This window comes from Acinetobacter sp. YH12023 (assembly GCF_013420135.1).
Lineage (GTDB): Bacteria > Pseudomonadota > Gammaproteobacteria > Pseudomonadales > Moraxellaceae > Acinetobacter > Acinetobacter amyesii.
The window spans coordinates 1-22,064 of record NZ_VOYU01000017.1; the positions used below are offsets into that span (position 1 = coordinate 1).

The following is a 22,064-nucleotide window of genomic DNA, read 5'->3' on the forward strand; positions in this document are numbered from 1 at the left end:
GCAATGGTGATTTTAGTGTTGAACTTGAAGAACCGTTAACCAATGGTGAAACCATTGAAGCGACAGTAACGGATCCAGCTGGTAATGAATCTGAACCAACAGAAGCAACTGCGCCAGATACAACAGCCCCTGTTGTAAGTGATGTTGTCGCGACGCCAAATCAAGATGGCACAGCGATTGTAACAGGTAAAACTGAACCAGGTGCAACAGTAGTCATTAAAGATCCAGCGGGTAATCCAGTTCCAGTGACGGTTAATCCAGACGGCACCTTCACAGCGACTGTCCCAGCACCAGCCCCAGAGGGTGCATATACCGTAGAAGCAACGGACCCTGCTGGAAACACAGGCACAGGCACAGCTACGCTTGATGACAATATTGCACCAGAAGCACCAGAAGCAACAGTCAGCGAAGATGGCACAAGCGTGATCGGTCGAACTGAACCTGGAGCAACAGTCGAAGTAAAAGATGCAGATGGTAATGTGATTGGTACTGGTACTGCAGATTCGAATGGTGATTTTAATGTTCTAGTCAGTCCGTCAATTGATAATGGCGAAATTGCAGAAGTCACAGCAAAAGATGCAGCAGGAAACACATCTCAGCCAACAGAAGTAACAGGTGGATTAGATACACTTGCACCAGAAGCACCAACAGATGTAGCGGTATCAGAAGACGGTACAACAGTTACAGGTAAAGGTGAGCCAGGCTCCACAGTAGAAATCAAAGACCAAGACGGCAACGTGATTGGTACAGGCTCAGTGGATAGCATTGGTGATTTCAGTGTTGAGCTTGAAGAACCGTTAACCAATGGTGAAACCATTGAAGCGACAGTAACGGATCCTGCTGGCAACGAATCTGAACCAACAGAAGCAACTGCGCCAGATACAACAGCACCAGAAGCACCAACCGATCTAGCATTCAACGATACAGGTAGTCAAATTACGGGTAAAGGTGAGCCCGGCTCCACGGTAGAAATCAAAGACCAAGGCGGTAACGTGATTGGTACAGGAACTGTGGATAGCAATGGTGATTTTAGTGTTGAACTTGAAGAACCGTTAACCAATGGTGAAACCATTGAAGCGGCAGTAACGGATCCAGCTGGCAACGAATCTGAACCAACAGAAGCAACTGCGCCAGATACAACAGCACCAGAAGCACCAACCGATCTAGCATTCAACGATACAGGTAGTCAAATTACGGGTAAAGGTGAAGCTGGAACAATTGTAGAAGTAAAAGATGCAGATGGTAATGTGATTGGTACTGGTACTGTAGATTCTACGGGTCATTTTGTTGTTGAACTTGAAGAGCCATTGGTTGATGGAGAAACAGTTTCTGTAACACTGACAGATAGTTCAAATAACACATCGCCATCAAGTAATGTTGTTGCTCCAGATTTAATAGAAGCCGATGCGGATGCGGATACTGATGCGGATGCGGATGCCGATGCTGACGCCGATGCCGATGCCGACGCTGACGCCGATGCTGATGCCGATGCGGATGCGGATGCTGATGCTGATGCGGATGCCGATGCTGATGCTGATGCCGATGCGGATGCAGATGCCGATGCCGATGCGGATGCTGATGCGGATGCCGACGCAGATGCTGATGCCGACGCTGATGCCGATGCTGACGCCGATGCCGATGCCGATGCGGATGCCGATGCCGATGCGGATGCGGATGCCGACGCAGATGCTGATGCCGACGCAGATGCTGATGCCGACGCGGATGCTGATGCGGATGCCGACGCTGATGCCGATGCGGATGCGGATGCCGACGCGGATGCCGATGCGGATGCCGATGCCGATGCGGATGCAGATGCGGATGCAGATGCCGATGCGGATGCCGATGCAGATGCCGACGCGGATGCCGATGCAGATGCCGATGCGGATGCCGATGCCGATGCGGATGCTGACGCCGATGCCGATGCCGATGCAGATGCGGATGCCGATGCAGATGCAGATGCAGATGCTGATGCCGATGCGGATGCGGATGCAGATGCCGATGCGGATGCGGATGCTGATGCGGATGCGGATGCCGATGCTGACGCGGATGCAGATGCCGATGCCGACGCAGATGCGGATGCGGATGCAGATGCCGATGCGGATGCAGATGCCGACGCGGATGCCGACGCTGACGCGGATGCAGATGCCGATGCCGACGCAGATGCGGATGCGGATGCGGATGCAGATGCTGATGCGGATGCGGATGCCGACGCAGATGCTGATGCCGACGCAGATGCTGATGCCGACGCGGATGCTGATGCGGATGCCGACGCAGATGCTGATGCCGACGCAGATGCTGATGCCGACGCGGATGCTGATGCTGATGCCGACGCGGATGCTGATGCGGATGCCGACGCTGATGCCGATGCTGATGCCGACGCGGATGCGGATGCAGATGCCGATGCAGATGCCGATGCTGATGCTGATGCTGATGCTGATGCCGATGCCGATGCCGATGCCGATGCGGATGCCGATGCCGATGCCGATGCGGATGCCGATGCTGATGCTGATGCCGATGCCGATGCGGATGCTGATGCCGACGCGGATGCCGACGCGGATGCCGATGCAGATGCCGATGCAGATGCCGATGCTGATGCGGATGCGGATGCTGATGCTGATGCTGATGCTGACGCGGATGCAGATGCCGATGCCGACGCAGATGCGGATGCGGATGCTGATGCTGATGCGGATGCCGATGCCGATGCCGATGCCGATGCCGATGCCGATGCGGATGCCGACGCAGATGCGGATGCCGACGCAGATGCTGATGCTGATGCCGATGCGGATGCCGACGCGGATGCGGATGCCGATGCGGATGCCGATGCGGATGCCGACGCGGATGCGGATGCCGATGCGGATGCCGATGCGGATGCCGACGCTGATGCGGATGCCGATGCCGATGCAGATGCAGATGCTGACGCCGATGCTGATGCTGATGCCGATGCCGATGCAGATGCCGATGCTGATGCCGATGCCGATGCGGATGCCGATGCTGACGCCGATGCCGATGCCGATGCCGATGCGGATGCGGATGCCGATGCGGATGCAGATGCAGATGCCGATGCCGATGCGGATGCCGATGCGGATGCCGATGCGGATGCGGATGCCGATGCAGATGCAGATGCTGACGCCGATGCTGATGCTGATGCTGATGCCGATGCCGATGCGGATGCAGATGCCGATGCTGATGCCGATGCCGATGCCGATGCGGATGCGGATGCGGATGCGGATGCGGATGCCGATGCGGATGCGGATGCCGATGCGGATGCAGATGCAGATGCCGATGCGGATGCCGATGCGGATGCGGATGCGGATGCGGATGCCGATGCGGATGCGGATGCCGACGCGGATGCTGATGCCGATGCGGATGCCGATGCCGATGCTGATGCCGACGCGGATGCGGATGCTGATGCGGATGCTGATGCCGATGCTGATGCGGATGCCGATGCTGATGCGGATGTATCAGCGGTGGATGATGTTCGAGATGCTGATATTAATGTCAACCCAGTTACAACAACGGGAATTGCACAGGGAAGTGGAACTTCGGTTTTAACAGTTGGATTGCTTAATTTGGATCTTAATCTTTTAGGTACACCACTCTTTACATTTAATATTCAAGAGGGACATGAGCAGGATGTAACTTTCAATGTTGGGCAGTTAGTTGGTGTGGGTGTAATTAGCCAGCCAACAATTATTCTGCAAAAATTTGAAAATGGAGCTTGGACGGATGTTAATTCGGGCACAGAAGGCGCGACGTTGCTTAATCTGCAAATTCTAGGCAGTGGTTTCCAAACTACAGCTGAAGGGCTTGAAGCTGGTCAATACCGTGTTTACTTTGCTACAGAAAGCGCATTATCTGTCGGCCTAGGAACAACAGTCACTGCAACAGCTGTTGATTATGATTACACTCAAGTTGGTACAGTTGAGGGTCAAGAAATTACTGGAAATGTACTAACTGATGCAGATCATCCTGCGGGTAACGATACGGTAACTACAGATACGGTAGTTTCTAAAGTCTCGGTGGATGGGCAATCTGTAGAAACAAATGTTGACTCTGCAGGTGTAACAATAGTTGGTAAATATGGAACATTGGTAATTGATTCAACAGGTGAATACACTTACACGCCAAATAACGATATATCGAATATTGGTAAGCAAGAAGTATTTAACTATACGATCACTGATCCTAATGATACAAATGCGGCTAACAATTCGGCGCAATTGATTATCAATATAGGTAGTCCAGATGTGACTGGTGTTGTAGATGCAAATGATGATGCTGAAACTGTAGTGATTAATACAGCTAAAGCGATTACACATATCGATCATGCCGATACACAAACAGCACAAGCTACTAGTGGTACGGGTGTGACAACACAAAGTGGCAGTTTGGATTTTGATATTGGTCATTTGAACAATGGTCAAATTACCATTTCAACAGGGGCGGTATTAACACGTGGTGCAGATACCACCGTGACTTATACGTTGTATAAAGATGGTCAAGCAGTTGCTGGCTATACAAATATTAGTGCAACGGCAGCTGATACGGCAGGTGTGATGCTAGCAGAAACGCTACACACCATTAACTTGAGTGCGTTAAATGACCAACCTGGTGAATACCGACTAGAATATACAGTTACTAAAGACGCGCAGAACTGGGGTACAAATATAATCCCAGTGTCCTCTGTTGCACCTCTGGTTACTGTGGCGATAGATGGTTCATCTTTTGTGATTGCAGATACCAATACAAGTTCTTCACAAAACATCGTGCAGGGCAACTTGTATGCTGACAATGGTGCAGGAGTTGATACAGTTGATGGCTATGCAACCAAAATTGTGATTGGTACGACTGAAATTATGTTCGGTGAAACCAAAACTATTGCTACTACTCATGGTGTACTGACAATTTCAGGAAATGGTGATTATATTTATCAAGCAGATGCTGTGGGTAATGTAGTAAATGCGGCAACGGATACGATTCAGTATACATTGGTTGGTCCGACGGGCGCATCTGATACGGCAACATTAACTGTTACGCCTCAGATCAATAGCAGTGGTATCGTTGAAATGAGTACAGCGGGGAATGATACATTCAACACAGGAACTGGTGCAGATACAGTCATCTTTGACTTGTTAAATGCAGCTGGAACTGCGGGTGGAAATACAACCCTGACTGGAAATGATGTATGGACTGACTATAATGTAAATGAAGGCGATACGCTGGATCTACAAGGTTTGTTCAAAGACATTACTACGCCGTTAACAGCACAGAATATTGGTCAATATATCAAACTTGAACAAGATGGTGAAAATGTTAAAGTCAGTGTAGATGTCGATGGACCTACACTTGGTATAAGCAACTATACAGGTCTTGTGATCTTGAACAATACTGATGTAACTCTTCAGGAATTGATCAATAAAAATCAAATCATTTGGTAATTATTAAATGAATAAAAAAGAGCCTCCTCGGAGGCTCTTTTTTATGGCTCCCAGAAACCCTCTATATCCAAATAAAATGTGAAACTCATCAAATTAAAATGAACAACATATGTATACATCTCAAACGTATGCGATTTTAGTGATTAAATTTATAAAAATAATAAATAAAATCAAGATTATAAAATTGTGAAAGGCATTAAATTACGCTATTTTTTAGAAGTGAAATTTTTGAGATTTTTGCTGTGAATTTAAAGGCAATTTTATGGGTGGGGAGTATTGGATTTGCATTACATGGTTGTACAACCATGCAGAGTTTAAACCCAAATTCATTTAATCATTATGCATCACCACAAGAAGTGATCAATCAAAAAGGGCTAAATAGCTCAAATGGTAAGGCGAAAGAATACGTCTATGATTGGGGACCACAAAACAAAAATATGGAAGCAGAATCGCTCATACCCAAGCAAAATATGAGCAGTTACTGCCAAGCCAAAAATGGCAAATTTATTCAACTGAATAAAAGCAATTTGAACCAAGTCAAAAATGCATGGAGTCGTAAATTATTAGCGACCTATAGCAGTATAAAACAGAGCACAGGTGTGTTTCAGTGTAGTCAGGCAGATGGACAGCGCTGGATGGTTGCTATTGAACCCGTTTCAGAGCGTAAATCGAATGACCGTTCTGAAACCCGCTTAGTGAGTTTGTATACAGCAATTATTGGACCCGAAGAACGTCGCAAAAACTATAATAAACAAGAAGAAACTGTAGCTAAAAAAGCCACACCAAGCAAAGCAAAAGCAACGACAACAAAAAGCAATGCGAAAGAGGAAGCAAAAAAAGAAGTAGAGACTAAAAAAGAAACCAAAGCCAAAGAGCCTGAAAAAAAACCTGTAGTGAAACCAGTTGCAGAAACATCGCAGCAGATACAAATGCGCTTATATGTGAATGCACGACGTGACCTGAATGCCGGAAAAAATCAAGTCACCGCTTGTAATAATGCACAGCGCGCTTATAGCTATGGCAAATTAAATGGTGCAAATGCCAATAGAGCCTATGCTGAATCAGGTATGCTCGTTGCAAAATGCTTAACGTCAGTGCCTGCATATAGCAAAAGTTATCCAAACGCCAATGCAAGAGCAAAAGGCATCCTACAAAACTTAGCGACCAACTATAACCACGCAGGGGCAAAAAATATGTTGAATCGTATGAAATAAACTTCAACAGGATAAAAGCCATTTGGGGAAATAAGCTTTTATCCTGATCCAATGATGTACTCAGATAAAATTTTAAAAAATAATAAGGAAAAACCATGAGTTCAGTAAATGAAACTTATTTTAATGCACCATTATTTGACCGAGAATTAACAGAAATTACAATCAATATCGAGCAAACACCCTTCTTTTTGAATGATCGTGGGCATCCAACATATTTAGCATCACTTGGGGCAGGAATTCATTTAATTACCGAGTCACCAACCAATGCGAAAATGACGATGGGAAATCCCTACGATGTACCTTCCGAAATTTCGACGATAACTACCGATTGGGGCGAGCAAACTGAGCTTGATTTTGAAGAGCAACACTTCGAGTTTATGCCATTGGTGGCAACCAAAGAAACCGCGGCAGCTTTTGGTATCACCCTAATCCATGCAGGTGAAGCGATTCAGATTCATTCAAATCAAAAACTACTGTCAGAAATTCATTATGAATACGGCATGATGGCAGGGCATTACTTGCCTTATGAAAATGCAAAATCAAAATTAAATGGCGGTAAAACTTTAACGCCATTTGTCATTACTGATTTAGAACATCATGACTTTCCGCATATTTTTAGCGCGACCGATCAGGATCATTTGCCTCTGGTCATCTCAGTGGGACGCTATTTTCCAAATCTAGGCAAGATTTACTTGGCAGATTTATGGGTCAATCCGGGAGATGCTTTATACATTCCTGCGAAACCCAAATATTCGAATCCCGAGTTTATTGACCTACATAACAACCGTAATGCAGCACTTGCCTGTTGGCGAGGTGACAGCAATAAATCGACATTGACTACCCATAGTTTGCTCGATACCCATGGACATTTTTACTGGTATTGGAATAGAAGACCGACGATTCATCCTCTCATCTATGCACCGACTAGCAAAAATGAATAGTTGAGTTACATAGACCAAACAGCAAACACAGCACTTCATGATACAAAGGTGACTCAAGTTTTGGGAGTTTGGTCTATGGCTTACGGTTTATCTAAAAAATTACATCTACGTTTTTCACGACCTGCAGGTTTGGCTTTATTGACGCTCATCATGTTCGGGTCGACTCAGGTGAGTTTAGCGAGTCCGACGGTCGATCAGCTCAGTCAATGTTTAGTGAAATCGACCACTGCTGCGGATAAAACAGCGGTGCTGCAATGGACCTTTTCTGCCTTGGCAGCGCATCCAGATTTAAAACAATACAGTAATGTCAGTGATGCGCAAAAAACGCAACTCGATAAAAATCTGGCTCAAGTGATGCAGCGAATTTTGGTGGAGCAATGTTCTACGCAAACGCAGGCTGTAATTAAAGCCGACGGTCTACAGGCTGTAGGCGAAAGTTTTCAAGAGCTTGGTAGTATCACGGGGGATGAAATATTAAAGACGCCTGAAATTAAACAACAATTACAAGGCGTACTGCGTTATGTCGATTTGAATAAATTGGTGACCAAATTTTTAACCCCAGAAATTTGGAATAAGTTAGGTGTGGTTCGTTAATTTTATTTTGAGTAAATAAAAAATGCTCCTTTTATACAAGGAGCATTTTTTATGGATTCACCCTAAATGGATGATGATCCAATGCGTTTTAGTTTCGTGACTCAAGCATTAAATGGTAATCGTCGCGCCTAATGCTTTAACAAATTGCGCCATCCACGCAGGGTGAGCAGGCCAAGCAGGAGCAGTAACTAAATGACCGTCGGTCACTGCATCCGTGACTGCAATATCTGCATACTGACCGCCAGCCAGTTTAACTTCGGCGGCACATGCAGGATAAGCGGAACATGTACGGCCTTTCAGTACATTGGCTGCTGCCAAAATTTGCGCACCATGACAAACCGCTGCAATCGGTTTTTTCGCTGCGTCAAATTCGTGTACGATTTCAATCACACGTGCATTCATACGTAAATATTCAGGTGCACGACCACCCGGAATCACTAAGCCGACATAGTTATCTGAGTTAACTGCATCAAAGTCATAGTTAATGGCAAAGTTATGACCGCGTTTTTCGCTATAGGTTTGTTCACCTTCAAAATCATGAATCGCTGTGGCAATGTTGTCACCGGCTTTTTTGTCAGGGCAAACGGCATGAACGGTATAACCAAGACCAACTAAAAACTGAAAAGGTACCATGGTTTCGTAGTCTTCAGCATAGTCACCTACAAGCATAAGAATTTGTTTTGACATAATGTAACCCTCTGTTGAAATATGATTTATATCAATTTTTCATTTACCTTAGCATATTGAAATGACAGTTTTAAGCAGGCTGTAAATTCTTTAGTTGTATATTTTTATTTAGATTTATAAAAAGTTATGGATGGTTATAGTTCAAATTATGATGAGTCTAGTAGGCTAGCTGTTATCAATTATTAATGACTTTAGTGTTTTTCACAAAGTTTTAAAAAGTTAAATATTTACCTCTCCCTTGCGCAGCACTGCCGCTTATCTCCTAAAAGGAGAGGGGGGATATCCAAAAAATCGTTTAAGTATTTATTCACTTTGAAAGCTCCCTCTCCCATTGGGAGAGAGATAAATCACAGCAAATCAGGATAAAATTTTTCATAGTCTAGATTTGGTTCATGCGTTACTTTCAGCTTGCCTTTAGATCCTGTTACATAGCTATTGATCTCTTTAAGTGGTTTCTCATGCCAACCGATATTGAATGCACAAAACGTATTTTCTTTTTTTAAAAATTCTAGATGACTGTATGGCAAGTGATTATGAATCCAATAAGCCAATTGTTGCCAATTACTTTGGTCTTTTTCATAAAGTTCTAAAAATGATGGAATGACAACACACGCCGTTGCACCGTAGCCTTTTGCGTCAGGATAGTCCCAAATATGGCTTGCAAAGTTTTTCTCATTGCTCGCGCAGTTGTGTCCTTTTTCATTGCCGATTTGGTTCACGCTTGGTGAACGGTACGCGGAACGAATGGCAATACGTCCAAACTTTTCTTGCAGTGGTTCAAGTAGTTCTTCGCAGAGTTTTGAGCCCATACGAATCGCAATGTCAGGATTGTCGGGGAAGTTAGGTACACCGTACCAATTTGCGATTTCGCTATAGAGGAAATCGCGCATAAAAAATGACCTTGAAAGTTGGATACGTCCTAAGTCTTCGAGTTTGGCGATGGATGAAACTCTTTTCATTTTAATATATGATTGATTAATATTGATATTAATAAATTATAGTTGAATTTTTGTAATGGATGTTTCTAAAAACTATCTTAAATTGTTTTATTTTTTAGGGGGATTTCTACTGCTTGGAGTAGGATTTCTTGGTTGGGTTTATTATTCTTTTTATAAGAATGTTAAGAAATCGAAGGACTCTATTGTTCGCTATACATTTGAACATGGTCCTTTAGCTAATCCTATTGGAAACAATGATTATGTTTCTACTTGGGGTGCATTTGGAGACTTAGTCGGAGGAACTTTTAATCCTTTTGTGGGATTATTGAGTATCATTTTATTATTCGCAACATGGTGGTTGACTAAGGAAACTTTAGAAATAACACGGACAGAGCTTGCTCAAAGTACTGAAGCTTTTAAAAAATCAGCAGAAGCTCAAAATGAAATTCAAAAAACACAGTCTATACAGCAATTTGATACAATTTTCTTTTCAATGATTCAAAATTTAAATCATGTCTTTAATGATCTAAAAGCACCTAATAAAGATACTGGCGAATCAGAGTTAGATAAATGTTATAGACTTTGTTTTGGAGAAAAATCTTACACCTTATTAGAGCGTCAACATTTTATTGATGATAGTCATGAAATGAGAAAATATTTTATAATTTTATATCAAATTATAAAAAATATAAAATATCATATTTACAACAACAAAAATTTTACTCAGAAAGAGAGAGAAAAACTAGCAAGATTATATTCAAATATGTTGCGCTCAAATTTGGATAATAAAGTTTTACAACTATTATTAATTAATATCTATAAAAGATTTTCGAATTATTCCATGCTTATTCGTGAATTTAGAATATTTGAGCATATGGATTTTCGAGATGCTTTAAGTCTTGAAAGGTACTGGAATTTTGTGGTTTTACAGGTTACTGTTGAGCTGGGTAGTCAATATTTTTTTAGTTCAGATTGGTATAAAGATTTATCTAAAAATATTGTTATTGGAAAGGTATTTCAATGGTATGGAAGTGATTTTTACACACAAAATTTATTTGCAAAAAAATATTTGCAGGACTATCAAAATAAGCGAATAAGAATATATTTTGAAAAATCTCAGGTTGTTATAAATATTCATACTGACTCAATTGATAGAAGTAAGTTGAGATTTGGGTTCAAACAAGATGAGAATAGATACTTAAGTAGTGATATTAATATTTACAGAGATAAATTTTTATTAAAGAAAGATGATTTATATTATCAACTTATAGTAGATAAAAATGAAATAAAAGTTCTCACAAGTGAAGATAAATTAAAAAACTACTGTCCTATTGATCAACATAAAATATCGATAGAATAAAAAAACCCGCTCTAGAGCGGGTTTTTTTGTTGAAACTAATCAGATCAACCAATCAATTTCTTCATCAATTCATTCACTTGTGCAGGGTTGGCTTTACCTTTCGCTGCTTTCATTACTTGACCCACAAGACCGTTAAAGGCTTTCTCTTTACCAGATTTATACTCTTCAACCATCTTTTCGTTGGCAGCAAGCACATCCTTAATAATCGCTTCAATTGCGCCTGTATCAGTTTCCTGTTTCAAGCCTTTTTCTGCAATCACTTCGTCCGCAGTTTTGCCTTCTTCCCACATAAAGCTGAACACTTGCTTCGCAATCTTACCGTTAATTGTGTTGTCCACAATACGTGCAATCATGCCGCCAAGTTTCTCAGCTGTTACAGGAGGGTCAGCAAGTTCTAGGCTCGCTTTGTTTAGCGCCCCAGAGAATTCGCCCATCACCCAGTTCGCAGCAACTTTGCCTTGAGCAGCACCGCCAGCAGCTTTCACCACGTCTTCATAAAACTCTGACATTTCACGAGTAAGCGTAAGCACGTGAGCATCGTACTCAGTCACGCCAAAGTCAGCTACAAAACGCGCACGGCGTGCAGTAGGCAACTCAGGCAATGCAGCACGTGCCGCTTCAATTTGCGCATCTGCAATGATCACAGGCAACAAGTCAGGGTCTGGGAAGTAGCGGTAATCGTTCGCTTCTTCCTTCGAACGCATAGAACGCGTTTCCATCTTCACAGGATCGAACAAACGTGTTTCTTGGTCGATGGTGCCATCCCATTCCAAGATTTCCATTTGACGTTCAATTTCAACATTGATTGCTTGTTCAATGAAACGGAAAGAGTTCAAGTTTTTCAACTCACAACGCGTACCAAACGGTTGACCCGGACGACGTAAAGACACGTTACAGTCTGCACGGAACGAACCTTCTGCCATGTTACCGTCAGAAATGCCTAACCAACGAACAAGCGTGTGAATCGCTTTAATGTAGGCAACCGCCTCTTCAACCGAACGCATATCGGGTTCAGATACGATTTCAAGCAGCGGTGTACCAGCACGGTTTAAATCGATACCAGATTGACCTTCAAATTGGTCATGGATCGATTTACCTGCATCTTCCTCAAGGTGAGCACGGGTTACGCCAATGCGCTTAACCGTACCATCTTCAAGTTGAATGTCGATATGACCCAAGCCCACAATCGGGTTGTCCATTTGGCTGATTTGGTAGCCTTTTGGAGAGTCAGGGTAGAAATAGTTTTTACGTGCAAATACAGAAGCTTGGTCGATGTAAGCATCGATACCCAAACCAAAGCGAATCGCAAGATCAACTACTTCTTTGTTGAGTACTGGCAATACGCCCGGCATTGCCAAGTCAACAAGGCTCGCTTGCGTATTTGGGTCTTGACCAAACGTAGTCGATGAACCTGAGAAAATTTTGGTATTGGTCGCAAGCTGAGTGTGAATCTCGATACCAATCACCACTTCCCAACCATCAATCAGGTTAGATTTTGGTTTCGCAGCGTTCTTAGCCATTATGCGTTCTCCTCAGCAATTGCAGCGCGTTGTGTATGCCAATCGGTTGCTTGTTGGTACTGATGCACCACAGACAACAATTGAGATTCTGACCAGTAGTTACCAATGAGCTGCAAGCCAACAGGCAAGTTTTCTTTGTCAAAACCAACAGGCGCGTTAATTGCAGGTAAGCCCGCCAAGTTCACCGCGATGGTGTAGATGTCGCCTAAGTACATTTCTACAGGAGACAGGTTTGCACCAATCTTATACGCTGTTGTAGGCGCAGCAGGAGCAGCAATCACGTCTACAGATTCAAATGCTTTTAAAAAGTCTTGTTGAATTAAACGACGTACTTTTTGTGCTTTCACATAATAAGCATCGTAGTAACCCGCAGAAAGCGCGTATGTACCAATCAAGATACGTTGCTGAACTTCTTTACCAAAACCTTCCGAACGTGAACGCTTGTAAAGATCCATCAAATCCACAGGATTTTCTGCACGGTAGCCATAACGTACACCGTCGAAACGAGATAAGTTAGACGATGCTTCAGCAGGTGCGATCAAGTAATACGTTGGTACGTAGCTTTCAGTCATGTTTAGGTCAATCTCAACCAAGATTGCGCCCATTTCCTCTAACTTTTTCAACGCTTCTTCAACACGTGCTTTCACGTCAGCATCTAAGCCGGCAACGTTAAAGTATTGTTTAGGAATACCAATGCGTAAGCCTTTTACCGATGTACCGTTCAGGTTCGCCACGTAGTTATCGACGTCTTTTTCAACAGAAGTTGAATCTTTCGCGTCATGACCTGCCATCACGTTCATGAGGTAAGCACAATCTTCAGCAGAACGTGCCATTGGGCCACCTTGATCGAGTGATGATGCATAAGCAATCATACCGAAACGTGACACACGACCATACGTCGGTTTAAGGCCTGTTAGACCGCAGAATGATGCAGGCTGACGGATTGAACCGCCTGTATCTGTACCTGTTGCGAAAGGCGCAAGATCAGCCGCTACTGCAGCCGCAGAACCGCCTGAAGAACCACCGGGAACATGGTTTAAGTTCCAAGGGTTAGTCGTTGCGCCATAAAATGAATTTTCAGAGGTTGAACCCATGGCGAATTCATCCATGTTCACTTTACCTAAAGTGACAAGGCCCGCAGCTTTACCTTTCGCTACAACGGTCGCGTCGTAAGGAGAGATAAAATTGTCCAGCATTTTAGAACCAGCAGTGGTTTTAATGCCTTGGGTACAGAAAATATCTTTATGCGCAATTGGTACACCGGTCAACGCAGTTGCATTGCCTGATTTAATTGCAGCATCAGCCGCATCTGCTTGCGCAAGTGCTTGTTCAGCCGTCACGGTCACGTATGACTTGACTTGAGCATCGATTTTTTCAATGCGTTTTAAATAGTGTTCAGTCAATTCGCGTGAAGAAAATTTAGCGTCCGCCAAACCTTCAGACAATTCACGAATTGATAAGCGATGTAAATCTGTCATGAGAAATATTTCTTTACGTTTAATTTGAAAAAATGTTGATCTGAATAAAAATTATTCAATCACACGCGGAACAAGGTACAAGCCATCCTGTACTGCAGGAGCAACTGCTTGATATGCTTCGCGATGATTGGTCTCAGATACCACGTCTTCACGTAAGGGCTGTGGATTGTCGAATGGACTTTTTAGTGGTTCAACACCGTCAGTATCGATGCCTTTCAGGGTTTCCATCATGCCTAAAATTTTATTTAAACTTTGAGCATAGTCAGCAGATTGCGCTTCATCTAGCGACAATCGAGCCAGATGGGCAATCGCTGAAACTGTTTGTGCATTTAGATCTGCAGAATGCTGTGCATCCGATGTAGACATAACATTACCTAATCAGTATTAAAAAAATTCAAAATATCGTGGCTTATAATAAGCGATTGACTTGTTCAAATCATCACATTTAGTTAAAGTTGCCACCTTGCGTCCATATAAAAGTTTAACTGAGAACGTCCCCGTGATTCTAAAACGACTAATTGGCTTGTTTTCGCCGGATCTTGCCATTGATTTAGGCACTGCAAATACACTTATCTATGCGCCAGGACGAGGCATTATATTAAATGAACCGACGGTGGTGGCAATTCGCCACAGTGGTTCACAAAAAATCGTTGCCGCAGTAGGTCTTGACGCGAAGCAAATGCTAGGTCGTACACCTGCAAATATTTCTGCGATTCGCCCAATGAAAGATGGTGTGATTGCAGATTTTGAAGTCACTGAAACGATGTTGAATCAATTCATTGGCAAAGTGCACGAAAAACGTTTGTTCCCACCTGCACCGCGTGTCGTGGTGTGTGTGCCATGTAAATCGACGTTGGTGGAACGCCGTGCAATCCGTGAAGCTGTATACAATGCAGGTGCACGTGAAGTTCGCTTAATTGAAGAGCCAATGGCTGCTGCAATTGGTGCAGGTATGCCTGTTGAGCAAGCCTGTGGTTCGATGGTTGTCGATGTTGGCGGTGGTACAACTGAAATCGCGATCATTTCACTTCAAGGTTGTGTCTATGCAGACTCACTACGTATCGGTGGTGATGTATTTGATGAACAAATCATTAACTACGTGCGTAAAGCACATGGTTGTGTGATTGGTGAAACCACTGCAGAAAACATCAAAAAAGAAGTTGGTATGGCGCTTCCAGAAGAAGGTGCAAAACCTTTGGAAATCGAAGTCCGTGGTCGTAACTTGGCTGAAGGTGTACCTCGTGCGATTACTGTCACTTCTGATGAAGTGACTCAAGCGATTTCTGATCCACTACAAAACATTGTGGCGGCGGTTAAATCTGCACTAGAGCAAACGCCACCTGAGTTGTCTTCAGACATCGCAGAGCGCGGTATTGTGTTGACTGGTGGTGGTGCATTACTTCGTAATCTTGATAAGCTTCTTGCAAAAGAAACAGGTCTTCCTGTCGTAGTTGCAGAAGATCCACTATCATGTGTTACACGTGGTGGCGGTAAGGTTCTCGAATTCTTCGATAACCCAAATCATGACATGTTATTTGTAGGCTAAGAAAAGGACTCGGCGGGTGCAAACGCAACTGTTTTCAAGACAACCGCCATCTTTTCGCTCATTTATCATTGCGGTGATTACATGCTTGGTGGTGCTTTTCTTTGATTGGCGCATGCCGCATGTAATCCAACCGGCCAGAGACGTCTTGTATGCGGCATATAATCCAATTTATGCACTTGCAAGCTATCCAGTGTTATCGCGAGAATGGCTGAATCAACAAACCAAGTCTGAAGCTCAATTACGTCGTGAAAATACCGCGATGCAAGCAGAGTTAATTCAGGCTCAAGTCCGTTTACAGAAACTTTCTGAACTTTCTGCTGAAAATACTCGACTGCGTGGACTGCTCGATACACCACTCATCATTGATGGTCGTATGGAGATTGCCGAAGTCATTGGTACTGATGCTGATCCCTTACGTCATATTATTGTGATTAACCGTGGAGCCAGCAGTCAGCTTAAAGTGGGACAAACTGTACTCGATGACAAGGGTATTATGGGGCAAATTATCAATGTTTACCCGCATAGTAGCCGTGTCATGTTGCTCTCAGACAAAGAGCACTCTTTATCCGTGCGGATGGAGCATACCGGTATGCGCGCAATCGTTACGGGTACAGGTGACTTAGGTCGACTTAAGATGGAATACGTGCCAACCAGTGCGAATATCAAAGTCGGTGAAAAAGTCTATAGCTCAGGGCTAGGGGCACATTTCCCAGCGGGTTATTTGGTGGGTACAGTGTCGAAAGTCAGTCGTCACAATAGCGGTGAATTTGCCCAAATTGATATCAATCCTGCTGCCCAATTGGCAGGTGGTCATCATGTGGTTGTGCTATTTTCCGATTCTTTAGCGATGGAGCAACCGCATGTCACTCGCTAAGCTTAGTCGTCATACAGAGCGCGACCCATTATTTCCGATTATCTTTTCCATCATTTTGGCATCCGTGCTGATGGTGTATCCGCTTTCTTATGACCTATCGGGTTGGCGCCCATTATTCATGATGATGATCATGTTATTTTGGGTACTCTGTCAGCCGACATGGTGCGGTGTTTGGTTTGCATTTGCCACAGGTCTATTTACCGACTTATTGACTGATGCGCCTTTTGGTATGAACGCACTGAGTTTTGTGGTCATTGCATTTGTGACACGCTTTTTAACCCGTGAACGTCGTATCCTCACATTTGGTAATTTATGGATTATTGCTGCAATGGCAATTTTCGCGCATTTACTGTTTGTGTGGATTGTTCAAGTGATGGGTGGGGCACAGTTTTCGTTTGCTCGCCATTGGCAGCCAATTGTAACTAGCTTACTCATTTGGCCAATCATGTATTACTTCCTGAGAAAATGGCGCATATAATTTTAGCTTCGAGTTCTCCTCGACGACGCGAACTATTGCAACAATTGGGACTGGAATTTGACATTTTCAGTCCAGATATTGATGAGTCCGTGTTGGAAGGAGAACCTGTGGCGGATTATGTAGAGCGTTTAGCACGTGCTAAAGCTTGCGCAGTACAACAACAATTCCCTGATGCTATCGTTATTGCCGCCGATACCAGTTTAGGCGTAGATGAGCACATTTTAGGAAAACCAGCGTCGAAAGCACATGCTTTTTCTATGTGGGAAATGATCTCTGGACGAAAACATGATGTGTTTTCAGGTGTTTGTGTCAGTACAAAAGATCAAATATACAGTATAGTAGTGCGTACACAGGTTGAATTTCAAACGCTGAGTTTAGCTGACATGGAAAGCTATTGGGCAACAGGTGAACCAATCGGCAAGGCGGGAGCCTACGCCATTCAAGGAATTGCTGCGCGCTATATTCCTTGTATTGAAGGGAGCTACAGCAATATCGTTGGGCTGCCTTTGCATGAAACCGTACAGTTATTACAGACAGTTAAGGCATTAAATTAACTGCTGCAACACAAGAATTTTTATAATGTTTTGAGTTTTGATATGTCTGACGAGTTGTTGATTAACGTCACACCGATGGAATGTCGTGTGGCGTTGATTCAAAACGGTACGGTCAATGAATTATTTGTTGAACGCACCGTGAAGCGTGGGTTAGTGGGCAATATTTATAAAGGGAAAGTTGTTCGTGTGCTTCCGGGTATGCAGGCTGCTTTTATTGATATTGGATTGTCGAGAACGGCTTTTTTACATATCAATGATATGGTCTGGCAGCGCAATCAACCGACCCCGAACGTTTTTGAGCTGTTACAACCGGGACAAGTACTCACCGTACAAGTCATGAAAGATATGTTGGGTACCAAAGGTGCACGACTATCAACTGATCTTTCTATTCCTTCCCGTTACCTGGTTTTAATGCCATATGGCAGTCATACCGGTGTTTCACAGCGCATTGAGTCTGAAGAAGAACGTGATCGCTTGCGTAGCATGATTGAACGCATTCAAAAGGAACACAACTTACCGGGTTCAGTCATCGTTCGTACTGCCGCCGAAGGTATTCCTGAATGTGAAATTGCGCAGGACATGGCTTATTTAGCCAAACTGTGGGAATATATTCAACGTAAACAACGCAGTATTGTCGTACCTTCTCTGATTTTTGAAGAGCTGCCTTTACCGCAACGCGTCATCCGTGATTTGGCTAATGAAGAGACGTCTAAAATTCAGGTCGACTCACGAGAAGTACATGGCAAATTGCAAGAGTTTGTTCAAGAATTTGTACCGAGTATGCAAAATCGCTTACTGCATTATCCGGGTGAGCGTCCAATTTTTGACTTGTACAATGTTGAAGAAGATATTCAGAAAGCCTTACAGACACGTGTCGCACTTAAGTCTGGCGGCTATCTGATGATCGATCAAACTGAAGCGATGACCACGATTGATGTCAATACTGGCTCCTATGTCGGTGGCCGTTCGCTTGAAGACACTGTGTTTAAAACCAATATGGAAGCCACACAAGTTATTGCACGTCAGCTCCGTCTACGTAATTTGGGCGGGATTATCATTATTGACTTCATTGATATGCAAGAAGCATATCATCGAGAAGAAGTGATGAGCCAGTTTGAGAAAATGCTTGAGCGCGATCATGCTAAAACCAAGATCACTCAAGTATCTGAGCTGGGTTTGGTGGAAATGACGCGTAAACGCACCCGTGAATCTCTGGAGCATCTGCTTTGTGATTCTTGCCCGACCTGTCAGGGGCGTGGTTATGTGAAAACAGCTGAAACAGTTTGCTATGAAATTTTCCGTGAAATCTTGAGATATGCACGTGCTTATGAATCACAAAGTGGTTTCACTGTGGTGGCACATCCGTCGGTGATTGACCGATTGTTAACTGCTGAAGCACCTGCGGTAGCTGATTTAGAGCACTTTATTAGTCGTGTGATCAAGTTCCAAGTGGAAAATTTATATACGCAAGAGCAATACGATATCATTCTGAGTTGAAATTGTAACAGAATATCGTTAAACACTTGTTACAACTGAGATTTTACTTTTGAACTGTTATTTTGAATACTAGACACATCAAATAGCCAAAGCCGTTTTTCCGTAATGAACGTGAAAATGGCTTAGCAAAAAGAGGTGTATTATGGGTGTTAGTAAAACAGTAATGAAAAGTGGTCTTAAAACTGTCGTTGAAGCAAAAGCGATCCATTCAGGTTATATCGTGGATGAGCGTGGTAAGGAAGTTCAAATTACAGCGTCTATGATTCGCTCTGCTTGTCATCAGTTACTTAAACAGTGCCGAGCAATTAAAGCTTAAATATTGAAATATAAATAATGTAATCCAGAGGGTTAAAGCGCTAACGCGCAATTCTAAAATATTTAATGCGCTAAAATTTTATAAATAATGGAAAATAAATTTAATTATCAGTGTGTATCTACAAGTCATAATTAAACAATAACAACGGATTTGTTCACCTAAATTTTAGCTTATACACATAAATTGCTCCAAAAAATCAATCAAAGTTCAAATACTAAAAACCCGTCTAGATTTTGCAATGTAGACGGGTTTTTATCTTTTTGGATGGTTCAATCTGCTGATGAACTGATACTAAGTTGTGAAGCAGGCGGTTAGCTAACCGCCTGTAACTTTGGGGAATCTTGATTCACAATAGCTTCAAATCGTTGAATTTCTTCTTCCAAATGCGACAGTAAATTTTGCATTTTTGGCAGTGCATTACGACATGCAGTTAGACCCACTTCAAGCTTATCTAAATAGCTAGTCATAGTGATATTAAGCGCTTGACCATCTAACACTATGGACGCAGGGTAGAGCGCTTCTAAGCGTGCGCCATTCCAATATAACGGCTCTTGTGGGCCGGGAACATTTGAAATCACCAAGTTAAAGGCCTGACGTTTTGGCATAAAGCCTGATGCAATATTTAAACCTGCTGCACTGTAGACAAAAGCACTGTAGTTTAAAATTTGATTCGAGTTCATCCGCTTAAAGCGTTCTTTGGCATTGAGCACACTACGACGCACAATCTTCAAGCGCTCTAGCGGATCTTCTTTATGGGTACCAAGGTTTGCCAAAATCATGGTAATACGGTTTGACATATCTGAATCGTCTGTACGAACCGATGCAGGCACCATGGCAATCAATGGCTTTTTAGGTAAAGCATTTTGTGTAATTAAATACTCACGTAATGCACCTGAACAAATTGCGAGCACAATATCGTTAATTGTTACACCAAGTGACTTGGCAATATGTGACAAACGTGAAAATTCAAAAGACTGAGCAGCGAAACGACGTGAAGAACTGACCCGTTGGTTTAATATTGAACTCGGCGCTTGGAAACTAGATACATAATCTGGGTTACGCCCCATATCTTTCATTACAGTTTGTGACAGTTCATATAAAACTCGTGGTGTTGAGTCAAGTTGTCCCTTAATGGTCGATAGGAGACCTTTCATACGACTGACTTTAGGCTGTTTGAGGCGTTTTGCACGAGGGCCTTCCACACACCATGGCGGTACAATACTTTTAGCATCTGGGTCATGCGAAAGTGATTTTTCAACTAAACGCATACCTGCAATGCCATCGACCATCGCGTGGTGGATTTTGAAGTACATGGCAAAACGATTGCCTTCAATGCCTTCAATAATATGGCAAGTCCAAAGCGGTTTTGCACGGTCAATCAGCGCACTGTGTTCTTGTGAAATATAAGTCAGAAGTTCACGGATACGACCGGGATGCGGCAGTGCGATATGGCGAAAGTGATGATCTAAATCAAACTCTTCGTCTTCATCCCAAAAGAAGCCGTTGAGTTTATTGTTAAAAGGAGGAATAGGAATGGATTTTGAATTACGAATATCTGCGACTAAATCTTGAATAAAAGTATCAGGTGCATTGTCAGGGATCTGAAATAAAAATAGACCACCTACGTGCATCGGTTGTTGCCGTTTCTCTAAATTTAAGAATATGAAATCAATAGGATGTAATGGACGCATAGCGTTGATTGCCTCACTGCAATTTCTACAGCTGCTCATGTATGAGTAGCATTGTTAGAATTATTAAATTGTCATTTGCAGTATAGCGTTTTTACGTTGAAATGATACGGAATTATGTGTATCGATGCGTTGAAAAAACCACTGCTGTGCAGTGGTTTTGTGATCTTTACTTTTTCATGTTGCCTGCGTGTAAGCCGCATTCTTTATGGGTTGCATCTTCCCACCACCAGCGACCTTCACGTTCGTGTTGATTCGGTAAAACAGGTCGAGTACATGGTTCACAGCCTATCGAAATAAAGCCACGTTCGTGTAGTGGATTATATGGAATTTCCATTAGACGGATATAGTTCCATACATCAGCACTAGACCAGTTTGCCAAAGGATTGTATTTAATTAATTGCTTGCCCGGACCTGAAAAACCTGGGTCAGCTTGTACTACTGGAATTTCATTACGTGTGCCTGGGCTTTGGTCCTTACGTTGACCAGTGATCCAGCCATCTAAAGTGGCTAGTTTTTTACGCAAAGGTTGTACTTTGCGGATACCACAGCATTCTTTATGTTCATCTTGATAGAAGCTAAAAAAGCCCTTTTCTGTTACTAGTTTTTGTACCGCATCACTTTCTGGGAAACAGATTTCGATATCAATTTTATAATGTTTACGGACAGTATCTAAAAATTGGTAAGTTTCAGGGTGTAAGCGACCGGTATCTAAACTAAATACACGAAATGGAATCCCTAAGTTCGATGCAAGATCTATCAGTACAACATCTTCTGCACCAGAAAAGGAAATCGCAACTTCACCTTGCTGGCTTAGCGCAAGTTTCATAATCTCAGAAGGTGATTTATCTGCATATTCGGATGCAAGTGCATCGACAAGGTCAATAGTAGGGATGGTAGTCATGAATGTCCTGGCTATAGGCTTGGAACGTTAAAACCTA

18 protein-coding genes are annotated in these 22,064 nt (G+C 43.2%); 11 read left to right on the forward strand and 7 right to left on the reverse strand.

Annotated elements, in window-relative coordinates; translation table 11 throughout:
• The 4 genes from FTT92_RS15080 to FTT92_RS15095 all read left to right on the forward strand — a co-directional run.
• On the forward strand, positions 1-5,438 hold a 5,438-nt coding region (locus tag FTT92_RS15080; protein ID WP_257231757.1), incomplete at its 5' end, for a BapA/Bap/LapF family large adhesin.
• Positions 5,439-5,680: 242 nt separating this feature from the next.
• On the forward strand, positions 5,681-6,652 hold the full coding sequence (locus FTT92_RS15085) for a hypothetical protein (protein ID WP_180108041.1): 972 nt from the start codon (positions 5,681-5,683) through the stop codon (positions 6,650-6,652).
• Positions 6,653-6,747: 95 nt separating this feature from the next.
• Positions 6,748-7,593 (forward strand): hypothetical protein, encoded by an 846-nt coding sequence (locus tag FTT92_RS15090; RefSeq protein WP_180172517.1) that lies wholly within the window; start codon positions 6,748-6,750, stop codon positions 7,591-7,593.
• 150 nt (positions 7,594-7,743) lie between these two features.
• The gene (locus FTT92_RS15095) at positions 7,744-8,187 is read left to right on the forward strand and encodes a hypothetical protein (RefSeq protein ID WP_257223879.1); all 444 of its coding nucleotides are present in this window, start codon (positions 7,744-7,746) and stop codon (positions 8,185-8,187) included.
• A 108-nt stretch (positions 8,188-8,295) separates the two neighbouring features.
• Here the strand turns inward: FTT92_RS15095 and FTT92_RS15100 are convergent, their stop codons facing one another.
• Both FTT92_RS15100 and FTT92_RS15105 read right to left on the reverse strand, forming a co-directional pair.
• Positions 8,296-8,874: a DJ-1/PfpI family protein gene (locus tag FTT92_RS15100; protein ID WP_180172518.1), complete on the reverse strand. Its 579-nt coding sequence runs from the start codon at positions 8,872-8,874 to the stop codon at positions 8,296-8,298.
• A 347-nt stretch (positions 8,875-9,221) separates the two neighbouring features.
• Positions 9,222-9,839, reverse strand: a complete 618-nt coding sequence (locus tag FTT92_RS15105) for a hypothetical protein (RefSeq protein ID WP_180172541.1) — start codon at positions 9,837-9,839, stop codon at positions 9,222-9,224.
• A 49-nt stretch (positions 9,840-9,888) separates the two neighbouring features.
• On the opposite strand from FTT92_RS15105, the gene FTT92_RS15110 reads away from it, so the two are divergent.
• Positions 9,889-11,172: a putative phage abortive infection protein gene (locus FTT92_RS15110; protein ID WP_180172519.1), complete on the forward strand. Its 1,284-nt coding sequence runs from the start codon at positions 9,889-9,891 to the stop codon at positions 11,170-11,172.
• Between the two features lie 44 nt (positions 11,173-11,216).
• Here the strand turns inward: FTT92_RS15110 and gatB are convergent, their stop codons facing one another.
• The 3 genes from gatB to gatC are packed head-to-tail and all read right to left on the reverse strand — an operon-like array spanning position 11,217 to position 14,536.
• Entirely contained in the window at positions 11,217-12,692 is a 1,476-nt protein-coding gene (gene gatB / locus FTT92_RS15115; protein ID WP_180172520.1) for an Asp-tRNA(Asn)/Glu-tRNA(Gln) amidotransferase subunit GatB, read from the reverse strand.
• On the reverse strand, positions 12,692-14,170 hold the full coding sequence (gene gatA / locus FTT92_RS15120; RefSeq protein WP_180172521.1) for an Asp-tRNA(Asn)/Glu-tRNA(Gln) amidotransferase subunit GatA: 1,479 nt from the start codon (positions 14,168-14,170) through the stop codon (positions 12,692-12,694). Before gatA ends, gatB begins: the two co-directional genes overlap by 1 nt.
• Before the next feature lie 51 nt (positions 14,171-14,221).
• Positions 14,222-14,536, reverse strand: coding sequence for an Asp-tRNA(Asn)/Glu-tRNA(Gln) amidotransferase subunit GatC (gene gatC, locus FTT92_RS15125; protein WP_078189985.1), 315 nt, complete (start codon positions 14,534-14,536; stop codon positions 14,222-14,224).
• Positions 14,537-14,669: 133 nt separating this feature from the next.
• Here gatC and FTT92_RS15130 point away from each other — a divergent pair, with 133 nt between their 5' ends.
• The 6 genes from FTT92_RS15130 to FTT92_RS15155 all read left to right on the forward strand — a co-directional run bounded on the left by FTT92_RS15130 (position 14,670) and on the right by FTT92_RS15155 (position 19,435).
• Positions 14,670-15,716 (forward strand): rod shape-determining protein, encoded by a 1,047-nt coding sequence (locus tag FTT92_RS15130; protein WP_086178633.1) that lies wholly within the window; start codon positions 14,670-14,672, stop codon positions 15,714-15,716.
• Between the two features lie 16 nt (positions 15,717-15,732).
• Entirely contained in the window at positions 15,733-16,590 is an 858-nt protein-coding gene (gene mreC / locus FTT92_RS15135; protein ID WP_078189984.1) for a rod shape-determining protein MreC, read from the forward strand.
• The gene (gene mreD, locus FTT92_RS15140) at positions 16,577-17,068 is read left to right on the forward strand and encodes a rod shape-determining protein MreD (RefSeq protein ID WP_168379038.1); all 492 of its coding nucleotides are present in this window, start codon (positions 16,577-16,579) and stop codon (positions 17,066-17,068) included. The genes mreC and mreD overlap by 14 nt, the downstream gene beginning before the upstream one ends.
• On the forward strand, positions 17,056-17,622 hold the full coding sequence (locus FTT92_RS15145; RefSeq protein WP_180172522.1) for a Maf-like protein: 567 nt from the start codon (positions 17,056-17,058) through the stop codon (positions 17,620-17,622). Before mreD ends, FTT92_RS15145 begins: the two co-directional genes overlap by 13 nt.
• 42 nt (positions 17,623-17,664) lie before the next feature.
• Positions 17,665-19,119, forward strand: coding sequence for a ribonuclease G (rng, locus tag FTT92_RS15150; protein WP_180172523.1), 1,455 nt, complete (start codon positions 17,665-17,667; stop codon positions 19,117-19,119).
• A gap of 142 nt (positions 19,120-19,261) precedes the next feature.
• A complete protein-coding gene (locus FTT92_RS15155; protein ID WP_180172524.1) occupies positions 19,262-19,435 on the forward strand; it encodes a PA1571 family protein in 174 nt (57 codons plus the stop codon).
• 311 nt (positions 19,436-19,746) lie between these two features.
• Here FTT92_RS15155 and FTT92_RS15160 read toward each other — a convergent pair whose 3' ends face one another.
• Positions 19,747-21,126, reverse strand: a complete 1,380-nt coding sequence (locus FTT92_RS15160) for a wax ester/triacylglycerol synthase family O-acyltransferase (RefSeq protein WP_180024052.1) — start codon at positions 21,124-21,126, stop codon at positions 19,747-19,749.
• A gap of 166 nt (positions 21,127-21,292) precedes the next feature.
• Positions 21,293-22,027: a phosphoadenylyl-sulfate reductase gene (locus tag FTT92_RS15165; RefSeq protein ID WP_168379034.1), complete on the reverse strand. Its 735-nt coding sequence runs from the start codon at positions 22,025-22,027 to the stop codon at positions 21,293-21,295.
• Positions 22,028-22,064 lie beyond the last annotated feature (37 nt).